This window comes from Patulibacter minatonensis DSM 18081, from assembly GCF_000519325.1.
In the GTDB taxonomy this organism is placed as follows: domain Bacteria; phylum Actinomycetota; class Thermoleophilia; order Solirubrobacterales; family Solirubrobacteraceae; genus Patulibacter; species Patulibacter minatonensis.
In genome coordinates this window covers 3,778,836-3,792,506 of the sequence record NZ_KI912613.1, presented here as the reverse complement: position 1 = coordinate 3,792,506, position 13,671 = coordinate 3,778,836, and the positions used below count along the sequence as shown (strand labels likewise).

Here is a 13,671-nt window from a genome sequence, read left to right as displayed (position 1 = left end):
CGGCGGGCCTCCTGCCGGCGATCAGGCGGTCGCGCGCACGATCGCGAGGGCGCCCGACTGCGTCTGCGTCACGGTTGCGAACCCGGCCGCGTCGAGCCAGGCGGCCAGGTCGTCGGGCGTGCCGACGAGCCCGAAGACGCCGAGGCCGCGGAGCAGCCGGACGGCGTCGTCGTGCCGACGACCGGCGCCGCGGACGACCGTCGTGAGCCGGAGCTCGCCGCCGGGGCGCAGGACGCGACGGAACTCCGCGAGCGCGGCGGCGGGACGGGCGAAGCAGTGCAGGCCCGTGAGACTCAGCACGACGTCGAACGCGTCGTCGTCGAACGTCAGCGCGGCGGCGTCCTCCTCCGTCACCCGGATGTCGGGCAGCCCTCGCTCGGCGACCCGTGCGCGGGTGCGGTCCAGCATCTCGGACGAGAGGTCCGCCGCGACGTAGTCGAGTCCGTGGTCGGGGGCCAGCCCGTTCAACGCGAGGCCACCGCCCGTCGGGAGGTCGAGGATCCGCGTCCCGCGCGGCAGTGCCGCGACGCCCCGGAGCTCCTGCTCGATCACCGAGAACGGGAACCCCCAGAGCACCCGTGCGCCCGCCCACGCGGTGGCGCGGTACTGGACGGCGGTGTCGTAGAGCGCGGCGACGACCCGGTCGGTGCTCCACGTGTCCTGGAGGCTCGGCACGCGTCCGACGCTACCCGGCCGCGCACGGGCGAACGTCTCCCCCGGTCCCACGGGTCCGGCCGGGGTGGGTGACCGGCTCACGGCGGCGCGACGATCGATCGCGGCGGTGCTCCCGCCGCGCTGCCCCCGAGGCCGGAGCGCTCGGACCGCTGCCACCCGCGCGATCGCGACGACCGGCAGCGGAACGTGCCGCTCCGGCGCGCATACCGCCGCCACCCGCGGCGGCGGGCGGCGCCGAGGGCCCGCTCAGCCGCGGTCGTCCGCCGCCGTCGGGGAGATCCCACGGCGGAGCCACTCCTCGAGGAGCACCGCGGCCGCGCGGGAGTCCTCGTCCGCGTCGCCGCCGGCCGCCTGCGCCATGCGGGTGGTGAAGCGCTCGTCGTACAGCTCGACCGGGATCGCCTCGCCGACGTGCTCCTGGAGCGCTGCTGCGAAGGCGCGGGCCTCGCGGGTCTGGTCCGTGTCGTGCCCCTGCAGACCGACCGGGAGGCCGACGACGATGCGCTCGACCTCCTTCTCGGCGATCAGGCGCAGCAGCTCGCGCCGGCCCTTGCGGGCACCGACGCGGAGGATCGCCGGCAGCGGCGAGGCGATCGTCCCCGACGGGTCGCTGAGCGCGACGCCGGTGCGCGCCGACCCGTGGTCGAGGGCCATCACGCGCACGGGCGCTCTCAGCCCCCGAGCGCCGCGACGATCGCGTCGTGCGCGGCGCGCAGCGCGTCGTCGGTCTTCGCCGGGTCCTTGCCACCGGCCTGGGCCATCGTCGGCTTGCCGCCACCGCCCCCGCCGACGACCGCGGCGGCGGCCTTGACGATGTCGCCCGCCTTCACGCCGCGCTCGACGACCTCCGGGCCGACCGCCACGATCAGCGCGACCTTGTCCTCCGACGGCGACGCCAGGACGACGACGCCCGGGGCGCCGAGCTTGCCCTTCACGCGGTCGGCGATCGCGGGCAGCTCCTTCGGCGGGACGTTCTCGACGCGCGCGACGACGACCGGCACCGGTGCCCCGCCGCCGACCGCGTCCCCGCCGACCTCGATCGCCTCGGCCGCCAGCGCGCTCTCGTCCACCACCGGGGCGGCCTTCGCGGCCCCGCCCTTCGCGTCGTCGCGCAGCTTCGCGATCCGCTCGACGACCTGGCCGGCCGGGACCTTCGCGGCCTCGCTGATCTCGTCGAGGACGGCGTCGCGCTCGCGCAGGAAGTCGACGGCGACCGGGCCCGTGATGGCCTCGACGCGCCGGACGTTCGCCGAGCTCGAGGTCTCGGTCGTGATCTTGAAGACGCCGATCTCCGCGGTGTTGCGCACGTGGGTGCCGCCGCAGAGCTCGCGGCTGAACTCGCCGTCGCCGACCTCGACCATGCGGACGACGTCGCCGTACTTCTCGCCGAACAGGGCCTGGGCGCCCATCGCGCGGGCCTCGTCGAGCGTCGTCGTGATCGCGCGGACGGGGTCGGCGGCGAGGACGCGCTCGTTGACGCGGTCCTCGACCCAGCGGACGTCCTCCGGCGTGAGCTTGCCCGGGTGGCTGAAGTCGAAGCGCAGCTTGTCGGGGCGCACGGCGGAGCCGGCCTGGTGGACGTGATCGCCCAGCCGCTCGCGCAGAGCGGCGTGCAGCAGGTGCGTCGCGGTGTGGTTGCACTCCGTCGCGTGGCGGGCCTTGCGGTCGACACGGGCGACGACGGCCTGACCGGACCGGAACGCGACGTCGGCGCTCAGGCGCCCGTCCCCGACCCCGTCGGCCGGCTGCACGAGGATCGCCTGGTCGTCGCCGGCGCGGACGAGCCCGACGACGGTCGCGGCCTCGGAGCCGTCTTCCAGCACGATCGTGCCGCCGTCGGAGACCTGGCCGCCGCCCTCGGGGTAGAACGGCGACTCGGCGAGCTTCAGGTACGTCTTGCCGTCCCGCTCGAGGATGCCCGCGACGGTCGTGTGCTGCTCCAGCGCGGCGTAGCCCGTGAACTCGGTGGGCGTCGGGGCCACGAGCGACGCGATCGACCCGGCGGACGCGCCGCCGTGGTCGCCGCGGCGCGAGCCGGCCTTCGAGCGGTCGCGCTGGTCGGCCATCAGGCGGTCGAACTCGTCCTGGCCGGTCCACGCGATCTCGCGCTCCTCGGCCAGCTCGACCGTCAGCTCGACCGGAAAGCCGTGGGTGTCGTGCAGCAGGAAGGCGTCGGCGCCCGAGACGGTCCCGGCCTCGAGCAGGCCCTCCAGGAGCTTCAGGCCGGCGGTCAGGGTGCGGCCGAAGCCCTGCTCCTCGGCGGTGACCCAGGTGCGGATCTCCTCGCGGCGCTCCACGAGCTCGGGGTACGCGGCGCCCATGACGTCGACGACCGCGTCGAGGTAGCGGCCGAGGAACTCGCCCTCGATGCCGATCCGGCGGCCCTGGACGACGGCGCGGCGCATCAGGCGGCGCAGGACGTAGCCGCGGTCCTCGTTGGAGGGCACGACGCCGTCGGAGATCAGGAACGTCATCCCGCGCGTGTGGTCGGCGAGGATGCGCATGGCCCGGTCGACGGCCTCGTCGCCGGACTCGTAGGTCTTGCCCGACAGCTCCTCGCCGAGCGCGATCAGCGGGACGAACTGGTCGGTCTCGAAGATCGTCTCCTTGCCCTGCAGCAGCATCGCCATCCGGTTCAGGCCCATGCCGGTGTCGATGTTGTTCGTCGGCAGCGGCTTCAGGGTCGAGGTGCCGTCGTCGTGGGTCGTCTGCTCGTACTGCATGAGCACGAGGTTCCAGAACTCCATGAAGCGGTCGGACTCGTCCTCGCCCGGCTTCGTGGCGGGCCCGTACTCGGGGCCGCGGTCGAGGTAGAGCTCGGTGCACGGACCGCAGGGACCGTTCGGGCCGGCCTGCCAGAAGTTGTCCTCGCGACCGAGCTCGATGATCCGCTCGCGCGGGACGCCGACCTCGAGCCAGAAGTCGATCGACTCCTGGTCGACGCCCAGGCCGAGGGCCTCGTCGCCGCCGAAGACCGTCACGAAGACCTTCTCGGGGTCGAACCCGAAGCCCTTGACGGTGAGCTCCCAGGCGAACGCGATGGCCTCGCGCTTGAAGTAGTCGCCGATCGAGAAGTTGCCGAGCATCTCGAAGCACGTCAGGTGCCTGGCGGTGACGCCGACGTTGTCGATGTCCGGCGTCCGGAAGCACTTCTGGCAGCTCGTCAGGCGCTTGGACGGCGGGGTGTCGGCGCCCAGGAAGTACGGCTTGAGCGGGTGCATCCCGGCCGTCGTGAGCATCACGGAGGGGTCGTGCTGCGCCGGGACGAGCGACGCCGACGCCAGCCGGCGGCTGCCGTGCTCCTCGAAGAACCGCAGGAAGGTCTCGCGGATCTCGTCGCTCGTGACGGGCAGGCTGGTGCTCACCCCTCCATTGTGACCGACGGGCCTGCGGGGCGATGGGCCGTCGCCGGGCGCGGGCGGCGGTTCGATCCCGGACCCACCGCGACCATCGCGGGAGGACCCCCTAGGCGGTCGACGTCCCGGGCGGCCGACGCCCGGCGCACCGGTGGGCGCACGGGGTCTGCGACCGACCGAAATCGCCCGGCGCCCTTGACCTCGACCACGCTTGAAGGTGCATCGTCGGTCCGACCCCGGACCAGGAGGACCCGATGAGCACCACCGAGACCCACACGACGCCGACGGCCGCGGCCGGGAGCAGCCCGAGCGCCCGGATCTTCGCGACGGCCACGGCGTGGCCCGGCGTGACGCTGACCGGCCCGGGCGAGCGCGGCGAGATGTCGCTGATGCTCGGCCGCCGCGAGGTCGGTCACCTGCACGGCGACCGCGTCGCGCACTTCGCCTTCGGGATGGAGCTCGGGCGTCGGCTGCGCGACGAGGGCCACGTCGAACCGCACCCCGTGACCGACAAGCCGACGCTCGGCGCGCGGCGGATCACGAGCGACGGGGACGTCGCCGACGTCGTCGAGCTGCTCGGCCTGAACTACGACCGGATCGTGGCGCGGTACGGGCTGCCGGAGGACGCGGGCGTCTGAGACCTCGCGCCCGTCCGCCGGCCGGGCGTCCTAGTCCCGGCCGCGGTCCGTCGCCGCGTCCTCGCGCGCCTTGCGTCGGTCCTTCGCCGCGTCCTCGCGGTCCTTCGCGCGTTCCTCGCGGACGTCCTCGGCCTGCTTCGCCCGCTCCTCACGGGCCTCGAGCGCCGCGACGCTCGTGGTCCCGAGCTTCGACGTGACCGCCGCGACGGTGCCGCCGGCGATCGCCAGCGCGACGAGCAGCGAGCCGACGAGCTGGACCACGCCCCGCCGGCGTTCGGCGGCCTCGCGCCCGGCGTGCGCCGCGCGGGCCGCGGGCCCGTCCTCCGCCGGGCTCGTGCGGTCGTCGGGATCGGCGGGCTGGTCGGTCACGACGGCTCCGGCATCAGGAGAGGAACGAGCGGACGGTCGCCACCCAGATCAGCACGAGCAGCGAGAAGACGGCGATCCCGAGGACCGGGAGCAACCGGCCGGCGGCGTGCCACCAGCGGACCACGACGATCTTCAGTGCGAGGACGACGGCGAGCGCCCAGCCCGCGACCGCGTGGAGCCCCGCGTCGTCCTCGACCTCGCCGTAGGACAGGCAGGCGGCGCCGATCAGCAGGATCAGCACGACGATCGCGTCCCCGGAGGCGCGATGGGTGAGCCCGGCGGCGCGACCCGCGAGGAACGGCGGCCGGACCTTGCCGTAGACGACCGAGATCAGGACGAGCTGGTAGACGGCGAGCGCCGCCACGACCGACGTGAGGACGACCTTGATCTCGGTCAGGTTGCCGTTCGTCCACCGCTGGAGCACGTCCTCCACCGGGCGGATGCTGGCAGCGGCAGCGCGCCACGTCGACGGACCTTCGTCGGAGCGCGGCGCGTCCGGGGGGCGACGCTAGAACCGCCGGAACGCCTCGGGCTCGATCACGAAGCCGTGGCCGCTCCTGTTCTTGCAGCGCAGGCCCTGGCTCTCGAACTCGCAGCGGATGCCCTTCGCGCTGTGGCCCGGACGCCAGACGTCGCCGACCTTGAGCTTCGTCGCCTTCCCCGAGTAGCCGGGGAAGTCGCCGCGCTCGCCGAGCTTCGACCGGCCCGTGCGGTGGAGCTCGACGTACCCGTCGAGCTCCTTGCGCGGCACGGCCTGCGAGGAGCACTCGATGCCCTGGTTCGGGACGCCCTTGAACTGCCGGACCACCAGGCAGCTGACGCCGTTGTCGGAGAACGCGGACACGTTGTTCGAGCGCACCGTCCTCGCGTCCGCCGCGGCGGGCAGGGCGAGCGGGACGACCGCGAGCAGCGGCAGCAGCGCGCGGCCTCGCGGGCGGCGCCGGGAGGCGATCGTGGACGGTCGGCGTGGAGTGCGACGGCGGGTCATGAGGGGCTCCGGATGGGTCGGTCGGTCGAAGGACGTCGTGTACAGGGTGCGCGGAAGACTAGAACCGGTAGTACTCGGACGGGCTGAGCGCGATGCCGTGGCCGCTGCGGTTGATGCACTTCACGACGCCGTGCTGGATGGCGCACGTGATGCCGCGGGCGCTGTGACCGGGGCGCCAGGTGTCGCCGGACCGGAGCTTCCGGCGCGTGCCGCCGTAGCCCGGGTAGTCACCGCGCGCCCCGACCCGCGCCCGGCCCGTCCGGCGCAGGGCGAGGTAGCCGTCGCCGTCGCCGGACGGCACGGCCTGCGACATGCACTCGATGCCGGTTCCGCCGTAGTGCACGACGTAGCAGTTGACCTTCCCGTCCCCGTAGGCGTAGACGTTGTTCCCGCGCAACGTGCGTGCGTCGGCGGCCGGCGGGATCAGGAGCGGTGCGAGGAGGAGCGCGGGGAGCGCCACCCGGATCGCGACGCGCCGCAGGCGGGCGACGCGGGAGTCGTGCTGGTCGGTCGGGACGGTGACGGAGGACATGCGGGCATCCTGCTCCGTCCGGTGGGAGCCGTCCACAGCCGTACGGCGGAACCGCTCTTCGCCGCCTCTTCGGGATGGCACAGGAACTTCCCAGCATCGGGGCGTACGCTGCGCCGATGGCCCAGGTCCTCGTCGTCGATGACGAACCCGCTCTCGTCACGGCGCTCGAGCGCGCGCTCCGCCTGGACGGGCACGACGTCGCGGTCGCCGTCGACGGGCAGGTGGCGCTGGACCGGCTGGCGGGCAGCACGCCGGACCTCGTCGTGCTCGACGTGATGATGCCCCGCGTCGACGGCCTCGAGGTCTGCCGGCGGCTCCGCGCCGCGGGCGATCGCACCCCGGTCCTGATGCTGACGGCACGGGACGGGATCGACGACCGCGTCGACGGCCTCGACGCGGGCGCCGACGACTACCTCTCCAAGCCGTTCGCGCTGCGGGAGCTCCGCGCCCGGGTCCGTGCGCTGCTCCGGCGCGCCGAGGTGCCGGAGGACGACGAGGGCCGCGAGGCCGTGAGCTTCGGCGACCTCCACCTCGACCCGTCCACCCGCGAGGTCCTCCGCGGCGACCGCCACATCGAGCTCACGCGGACGGAGTTCTCGCTGCTCGAGCTCTTCCTCCGCCACCCCCGGGTCGTGCTCAGCCGCTCGCAGCTGTTCGAGCACGTCTGGGGCTACGACCTCGGTGCGACGTCGAACGCGCTGGGCGTCTACATCGGGTACCTGCGCCGGAAGACCGAGGAGGGTGGCGAGCCGCGGCTGCTCCACACGGTCCGCGGCGTCGGGTACGCGCTCCGCGAGGCGTAGCGCGTGCCGCTGCGCCGCCGGCTGTCGCTGACGGTCGCCGTCGTCGCCCTGCTCGTCGTGGTCGCCGCCGGCGCGGCGGCGTGGCTGACGACGCGGTCCGTGCTGCGCGGCAACCTCGACGACGGGCTCCGCGCACAGGCGCGTGCCGCCGTCGACGGTCGTGGTCCACGGTTCGCACGGATGCTCGGCGGCCAGCCGGGGACCGCGCCGCAGGACGCCGGATCCGGCGGCACGTTCGTCCTCCCCCGCCCCCCGATCCGCGACGGCGGGCCCGCCGACTACGCGCAGGCCCTGAACGCCACGGACGCCGTGCCGGTCGGGGGCGACGTCGCGCTGCCGGTGACCTCGGCCGACCGCAGGGCGGTGGCCGCGGGCCGGCGGACGAGCCCCCGCGACGTCACGGTCGACGGCACGCACCTGCGGATGATCACGGTCGCCCTCTCGCCGCAGGCCCAGGCGCGGTACGCCCAGCTCGGCCTCGACGTGCAGGGGTTCCAGTTCGCCCGCTCGATGTCCGGCGTCGACAGCGCGCTGCGCACCCTCTGGATCGTCCTGCTCGGGCTCGGGATCCTCGTCGTCGCGACCGCCGCGCTGCTGGCCCGCGCGACGGCGCGACGGGTGCTGCGGCCGGTCACCGACCTCGCCGACGCCGCCGCGCACGTCGAGGCGACCGCCGACCTGGCGGGTCGGCTCCCGGTCCGCACCGAGGACGAGGTCGGCGAGCTCACCCGGCGCTTCAACGGCATGCTCGCCCGCCTGCAGTCCTCCCGCGAGGAGCTCGACCGCTCGATGGTCGAGCAGCGCAACCTCGTCGCCGACGCGTCGCACGAGCTCCGCACCCCGGTCACGAGCCTGCGCACGAACGCCGAGGTGCTGCTCGAGGACGACGACGCGCTGAGCCCGGAGGAGCGCCGCAGGATCCTCGCGGACGTCCGCGACCAGGCCGAGGACCTCGGCACCCTGGTCGCCGACCTGATCGAGCTCGCCCGGGGCGACGACCCCGACCACGGGGCGGACGAGCCCGTCGCCCTCGACGCACTGGTCGAGGAGTGCGTCGGGCGCGCGCGGAGGGACCACCGCGGCGTGACGTTCACGACCACGGTCGAGCCGGTCGCCGTCTCCGGCCGACCGGATCGCCTGGCGCGGGCGGTGTCGAACCTCGTCAACAACGCGGCGCTCCACGGGGCCGAGGGCGACGGGACGGTCGAGGTGGAGGTCCTCGTCGAGCACGACGACGCCCCGCCGGTCGGCGCGCCGCTGCGACTCGACCACGCGCTCGAGGGCGCCGAGCCGGGGGACGATCCGACGAGCACGCCGCTCTGGGCGGGGCGGTCGTCGCGGTCCACCGGTGCGCATCCACCGCCGTCCACGGCGCCGTGCGCCGTCGTCCGCATCGTCGACCACGGCGCCGGGGTCCCGCCGGAGGACCACGAACGGATCTTCGACCGGTTCCGCCGCGGCGACTCCGCTCGAGGGCGACACGGGAGCGGCCTCGGGCTCGCGATCGTCCGGCAGGTCGCGGCCGTGCACGGCGGGACGGTGTCCGTGTCGGCCACGCCCGGGGGTGGCGCGACCTTCGTGCTGCGGCTCGCCGCCGAACCGGTGTGACGCGGCGCGCGGGACCTCAGGCCAGCGTGCCGACGCCGACGACGACGTCGCCGTCCAGCAGCATCGCCGTCTGGCCCGGCGCGGCCTGGAGGAGCGGCTCCTCGAGGATCACCGTGCCCGGACCGCTGACGCCCGTCTCGGGGGACGCGACCACCCTGGCCCGGCGCGGCTGCTGGCGGTAGCGGAGCTTCACGCCGTCGACGCGCCACGCGTCGCGGTGCAGGACGACGTCGCGCAGGCGGACCTCGTCGGTCATCAGGCGCTCCTTGGGCCCCACGGTGACGACGTTCGTGGCGACGTCGGTGGCCACGACGTAGCGCGGCGTGCCGCCGCCCACGCCGAGCCCGCGGCGCTGTCCGAGCGTGTAGAGGTGCGCGCCCTGGTGCTCGCCGAGGGTCTCCCCCGTGTCGGCGTCGAGGATCGGGCCGGGCCGGTCGACGAGCCCGCCGTGGCGCTCGAGGAACGCCGAGCGCCCGGTGCCCGCGAGGAAGCAGAGGTCCTGCGAGTCAGGTGTGCGGGCGACGGGCAGGTCGGCCTCCTCCGCCAGCGCGCGGACCTGCGGCTTCAGGAGCGCCCCGAGCGGGAAGCGCATGCGGGCGACGGACGACGGACGCAGCGCGCTCAGCATGTACGCCTGGTCCTTGCCGGGGTCCACGGCCAGGCGCAGGAGGCCGTCGTCGGTCGTCCGGGCGTAGTGGCCGGTCGTGAGCGTCGCGCAGCCGAGGCGGTCGGCGAGGTCGAGCATCGCGTCCAGGCGGACGTTCCCGTTGCAGCGGACGCACGGGTTCGGCGTGAGGCCGTCGCGGTGGTCCTCGATCCACGGGGTGACGACGCCGTCGCGGAACGCGTCGCGCAGGTCGAGGGTCAGGTGGGGCATGCCCATCCGGTGCGCGAGGTCGCGGGCACGACGGACGGCGGAGTGGGAGCAGCACGACGACTCGGCGTCGTTCGCTGGGTCCCGCCACAGCTCGAGGGTGACGGCCACGGCGTCCGGGCCGGCCTTCAGCGCGGCGACCGCCGAGTCGACGCCGCCGCTCATCGCGACGAGCGTGCCGGAGGGCTCCGCCCCGGACGGCGTGGCGTCGGCGGCCACCGCGGCGCCGAGGGCGCGGTGCAGCGCGTCGACGACGAGCTCCGCGGCGTGGCGCTTGCCCGGGTGCAGGCCCCCGACCTCCTCCGCGAGGCCGTCGACCGAGATCCGTGCGGCGTCGCGGACCGTCGCGTCCTCGAGGAGCTCGCAGGCCACCGAGCCGCAGACCGTCAGGGCGCCGCAGCCCTCGGCGACGAACCCGGCGGACGCGACGCGATCGCCCTCCACCCGGATCACGAGGCGGACGAGATCGCCGCACGCGGCCCCGCCGGCGACGCCGTCGTGTCCCGTGGGCGGGAGCTCCGCCAGCCCGACGGGCGAGCGCAGGTGCTCCTCGTAGCGCCAATCAGCCACCGACGGAGGGTAGCCGTGAGCGCCGCGGATCCCGCCGCCACGGACGATCCGACCGGACGAACGGCGGATACCGGGTGCGGGTACGTCGTACGCGACGCGGAGACCGCCCGACGCGCCGGGCCCGCGCTCCCGCGGACGCCGAACCCGTCCCGAAAGCCCGCCCGCGGGTGCGAGGATGGCGCCGATGAGCTCGACCGCCTCCTCCACGACCGCCTCGTCCCCCGACCTCGAGCGCATCGTCGCCCGGGCGCGCCGCCAGACGCTCGGGGACCTGCTGCACCGCTCCGCGCGACGGTTCCCGGACCGCCCGGCGGTCGTCGAGGCCGGCGTGCCCGACCCGCGCCGCCGGACGTTCGCGGAACTCGACGCCGACGCCGACCGGATCGCCGCCGCGCTCGACGCACGCGGCATCGGCCCCGGCGACCGCGTGGCTCTGCTGGCCCGCAACGGCCTGCCCTACGTGCAGGTGATCTTCGGGGTCGCGCGTGCCGGCGCCGTCCTCGTCCCGGCGAACTTCATGCTCGGCGGCACCGAGGTCGCCTACGTCCTCGAGCACTCCGGCGCCGTCGGCCTGATCGCCCAGGACGCGCTCCTGGCCACCGCGGACGAGGCGGTCGGCATCGCCGGGGTGGCCGACCGCCTGCGCGTCCGCGCGGTGATCGACGCCGACGGCGACCGCGACGGGTCGGAGCCGTTCGCCGCGCTCCTGGAGGGATCGCCCGGGCACGACGGCCCGTGGGGCGAGGACCTCGTGATCGCGTCCGACGCCCCTGCGCAGGTGCTCTACACGTCGGGCACGGAGTCCCGGCCGAAGGGCGCGGTGCTCTCGCACGAGTCGCTGATCACGAACTACTCGACGTGCATCATCGACGGCGAGATGCACGTCTCCGACGTGCAGGTCCACGCGCTGCCGCTCTTCCACTGCGCGCAGCAGCACGTGTTCCTCGTCCCGGCGATCCAGCTCGGGATGACGAGCATCCTGCTGGGTGCCCCGGATCCTGCGACGGTCCTGCGCACGATCGAGGAGCACGGCGCGACGACGTTCTTCGCGCCGCCGACCATCTGGATCGGGCTGCTGCGGCACCCGGACTTCGACACCCGGGACCTGTCGACGCTGACGAAGGGCTACTACGGCGCGGCGATCATGCCGGTCGAGGTGCTGCGGGAGCTCAGCCGCCGCCGACCGGAGCTGCGGCTCTGGAACTTCTACGGGCAGACCGAGATGGCGCCGCTGGCGACCGTGCTGCGTCCCGAGGACCAGCTGCGCAAGGCGGGGTCCGCAGGTCGCGCGGCCACGAACGTCGAGGCCCGCATCGCCGCGCCCGACGGGTCCGAGCTGCCGGCCGGTGAGGTCGGCGAGATCGTCCTGCGCAGCCCCCACGCGATCCTCGAGTACCTGGAGGCCCCGGACCGCACCGCCGCGGCGTTCGCCGGCGGCTGGTTCCACTCCGGCGACCTCGGCGTGGCCGACGACGAGGGCTACATCACGGTCGTCGACCGCATCAAGGACATGATCAAGACCGGCGGCGAGAACGTCGCCTCCCGCGAGGTCGAGGAGGCGATCTACGAGCACCCCGCCGTGGCCGAGGTCGCCGTCGTCGGGCTCTCGCACCCCGAGTGGATCGAGGCGGTCGTCGCGATCGTCGTCCTCCGCGACGGCGAGCAGGCCGACGCTGAGGCGCTCCGGGTCCACGCCCGCGAGCGGCTCGCCGGCTTCAAGGTCCCGAAGGCGTTCCGCGTGATCGACGCGCTGCCGAAGAACGCCAGCGGCAAGATCCTCAAGCGCGACCTCCGCGAGCGGTTCGCCGACGTCGCGGACGAGATCGCCGGGCCGCGCTGACCCGCGCCGGCCCCGACCGTGGCGGTGCGTGAAACCGCACGCGCACTTCGGTGTACGATTGTGCACTGATGGCTTCGCAGGCGACGGACACCACCCCGGACGCGGCACGATGAGGACCGACGAACTCGTCGCCGCCGGCGACAGCGCCGCGCGCGCGTTCCGCGGCGGCGTCGACCACGTGCAGTCCACGCACCGCGCGATCGCCCGCCGGGTGTTCGGCGCGACCACTGCCGTCGGCCCCGCGGCCTCGACCGTGCGCCTGGCGCACGACGGGATCGCCGACGGGGTCTACGCCGCCGTCCGCGGGATCGGGAGCGTCGCGCTCCACGGCGCCGCACGCACCGCGGCGGTCGTCCGCCCGCCCGACGAGGACCTCGCCGCGCTCGCGGACCGCCCGATCGGCAACGCGCTCCTCGGCGCCCTGAACGGGGCGTTCGGCGCGCGGTTCGCGGCCGAGGACAGCCCGCTCGCGCTCCGGATGACCGCGCGGGTCCGCGGGGCCGACGTCCCGCTCGACCCCGAGGGGCTCCGGCGCGCGTTCCCGCTCCCGAGCGGCCGGGTCGCGGTCCTCGTCCACGGCCTCTGCATGACCGACGCGGCGTGGGAGCTCGGCGACGACGAGGACGCGTACTACGCCCGCCGCCTGCACCGCGACCTCGACTACGACGTCGTCTCGATCCGCTACAACAGCGGCCGCCGGATCCCGCAGAACGGCGCCGAGCTGGCCAGCCTGCTGGAGCGCCTCGTCGCGGCCTGGCCCGGCGGCGTCCGGGACCTGGCGCTGATCGGGCACTCGATGGGCGGCCTCGTCGCCCGCAGCGCCTGCGCCGTCGGGCAGGAGACCGGCCACGGGTGGCTCGAGCCGCTGAACGACGTCGTGACGCTCGGCGCCCCGCACCTGGGCGCGAACCTCGAGCGCGCCGCCGCGACCGCGCACTGGGCCGCCGGCCTGCTGCCGGAGACGCAGCTCTTCGCGGACCTGCTCGAGCTGCGCAGCGACGGGGTCCTCGACCTCCGCGACGGCGCGATCGTGATCGACGACCTGCCGCTGCCCGTCGACCGCTGGCCGTGGGGCGAGCGCGGGACGCACGTGCCGCTGCTTCAGGGCGTCCGTCACCACGCGGTCGGCGTGACGATGGCCCGCAACCCCGAGTCGTGGCTCGCGGCGAACGTCCTGGGCGACCTGCTCGTGACGCCGTCGAGCGCGGCGTCGCGCGCCCGCGGCGAGCGGCGGCTGGCGTTCGAGGAGGACGACGTCGTGATCCTCGGCGGCATCGACCACTTCGGGCTCCTGCACCACCACCGCGTGTACGAGCACGTGCGCCGCTGGCTGCGTCCGGTGGGTGCCCTGCCGGCCGGCGGCGGGACGGGCGACGGCGTGATCGACGGGGACGTCGAGCCGCTGGCCTGAGCGGCCG

13 protein-coding genes are annotated in these 13,671 nt (G+C 74.8%); 5 read left to right on the top strand and 8 right to left on the bottom strand.

The genetic code is table 11. The annotated features are described in order from the left end of the window. Positions 1-21 precede the first annotated feature (21 nt). The 3 genes from PATMI_RS0117655 to alaS all read right to left on the bottom strand — a co-directional run bounded on the left by PATMI_RS0117655 (position 22) and on the right by alaS (position 4,040). Positions 22-675 carry a class I SAM-dependent methyltransferase gene (locus PATMI_RS0117655; protein ID WP_026911829.1) on the bottom strand — a complete coding sequence of 218 codons (654 nt, stop codon included), beginning with the start codon at positions 673-675 and terminating at the stop codon, positions 22-24. A 246-nt stretch (positions 676-921) separates the two neighbouring features. Then, complete coding sequence (ruvX, locus tag PATMI_RS31255) at positions 922-1,329, bottom strand: Holliday junction resolvase RuvX (protein ID WP_051472397.1); 408 nt, start codon at positions 1,327-1,329, stop codon at positions 922-924. A 17-nt stretch (positions 1,330-1,346) separates the two neighbouring features. Then, positions 1,347-4,040: an alanine--tRNA ligase gene (gene alaS / locus PATMI_RS0117645; RefSeq protein ID WP_245604188.1), complete on the bottom strand. Its 2,694-nt coding sequence runs from the start codon at positions 4,038-4,040 to the stop codon at positions 1,347-1,349. A 245-nt stretch (positions 4,041-4,285) separates the two neighbouring features. Between alaS and PATMI_RS0117640 the strand changes: the two genes are divergently transcribed. Then, complete coding sequence (locus PATMI_RS0117640) at positions 4,286-4,669, top strand: luciferase domain-containing protein (protein ID WP_051471965.1); 384 nt, start codon at positions 4,286-4,288, stop codon at positions 4,667-4,669. 30 nt (positions 4,670-4,699) lie between these two features. Here PATMI_RS0117640 and PATMI_RS0117635 read toward each other — a convergent pair whose 3' ends face one another. The 4 genes from PATMI_RS0117635 to PATMI_RS0117620 form a co-directional block, all read right to left on the bottom strand. Then, complete coding sequence (locus PATMI_RS0117635) at positions 4,700-5,038, bottom strand: hypothetical protein (protein ID WP_026911826.1); 339 nt, start codon at positions 5,036-5,038, stop codon at positions 4,700-4,702. Between the two features lie 13 nt (positions 5,039-5,051). Next, the gene (locus PATMI_RS0117630; RefSeq protein ID WP_026911825.1) at positions 5,052-5,471 is read right to left on the bottom strand and encodes a DUF6529 family protein; all 420 of its coding nucleotides are present in this window, start codon (positions 5,469-5,471) and stop codon (positions 5,052-5,054) included. A gap of 75 nt (positions 5,472-5,546) precedes the next feature. After that, positions 5,547-6,026: a hypothetical protein gene (locus PATMI_RS31250; RefSeq protein WP_036726062.1), complete on the bottom strand. Its 480-nt coding sequence runs from the start codon at positions 6,024-6,026 to the stop codon at positions 5,547-5,549. Positions 6,027-6,084: 58 nt separating this feature from the next. Next, positions 6,085-6,558 carry a hypothetical protein gene (locus PATMI_RS0117620; RefSeq protein WP_026911824.1) on the bottom strand — a complete coding sequence of 158 codons (474 nt, stop codon included), beginning with the start codon at positions 6,556-6,558 and terminating at the stop codon, positions 6,085-6,087. A gap of 116 nt (positions 6,559-6,674) precedes the next feature. Between PATMI_RS0117620 and PATMI_RS0117615 the strand changes: the two genes are divergently transcribed. Together PATMI_RS0117615 and PATMI_RS31245 are read left to right on the top strand one after the other, a co-directional pair. Beyond that, positions 6,675-7,361 carry a response regulator transcription factor gene (locus PATMI_RS0117615; protein ID WP_026911823.1) on the top strand — a complete coding sequence of 229 codons (687 nt, stop codon included), beginning with the start codon at positions 6,675-6,677 and terminating at the stop codon, positions 7,359-7,361. Positions 7,362-7,364: 3 nt separating this feature from the next. Further along, on the top strand, positions 7,365-8,969 hold the full coding sequence (locus PATMI_RS31245; RefSeq protein WP_051471963.1) for a sensor histidine kinase: 1,605 nt from the start codon (positions 7,365-7,367) through the stop codon (positions 8,967-8,969). A gap of 16 nt (positions 8,970-8,985) precedes the next feature. Here the strand turns inward: PATMI_RS31245 and mnmA are convergent, their stop codons facing one another. After that, positions 8,986-10,413: a tRNA 2-thiouridine(34) synthase MnmA gene (gene mnmA / locus PATMI_RS0117605; protein ID WP_051471961.1), complete on the bottom strand. Its 1,428-nt coding sequence runs from the start codon at positions 10,411-10,413 to the stop codon at positions 8,986-8,988. Positions 10,414-10,597: 184 nt separating this feature from the next. Between mnmA and PATMI_RS0117600 the strand changes: the two genes are divergently transcribed. After that, the gene (locus PATMI_RS0117600) at positions 10,598-12,253 is read left to right on the top strand and encodes a fatty acyl-CoA synthetase (RefSeq protein ID WP_026911821.1); all 1,656 of its coding nucleotides are present in this window, start codon (positions 10,598-10,600) and stop codon (positions 12,251-12,253) included. 109 nt (positions 12,254-12,362) lie between these two features. Further along, complete coding sequence (locus PATMI_RS31240; RefSeq protein WP_051471959.1) at positions 12,363-13,664, top strand: esterase/lipase family protein; 1,302 nt, start codon at positions 12,363-12,365, stop codon at positions 13,662-13,664. Positions 13,665-13,671 lie beyond the last annotated feature (7 nt).

Excerpts from the sequence above, each read along its gene's own strand:
- PATMI_RS31240 (WP_051471959.1), top strand. The coding sequence starts at position 12,363 with ATGAGGACCGACGAACTCGTCGCCGCCGGCGACAGCGCCGCGCGCGCG.
- PATMI_RS31250 (WP_036726062.1), bottom strand. The coding sequence starts at position 6,026 with ATGACCCGCCGTCGCACTCCACGCCGACCGTCCACGATCGCCTCCCGG.
- ruvX (WP_051472397.1), bottom strand. The coding sequence starts at position 1,329 with ATGGCCCTCGACCACGGGTCGGCGCGCACCGGCGTCGCGCTCAGCGAC.
- PATMI_RS0117640 (WP_051471965.1), top strand. The coding sequence starts at position 4,286 with ATGAGCACCACCGAGACCCACACGACGCCGACGGCCGCGGCCGGGAGC.
- PATMI_RS0117620 (WP_026911824.1), bottom strand. The coding sequence starts at position 6,558 with ATGTCCTCCGTCACCGTCCCGACCGACCAGCACGACTCCCGCGTCGCC.
- PATMI_RS0117600 (WP_026911821.1), top strand. The coding sequence starts at position 10,598 with ATGAGCTCGACCGCCTCCTCCACGACCGCCTCGTCCCCCGACCTCGAG.
- PATMI_RS0117615 (WP_026911823.1), top strand. The coding sequence starts at position 6,675 with ATGGCCCAGGTCCTCGTCGTCGATGACGAACCCGCTCTCGTCACGGCG.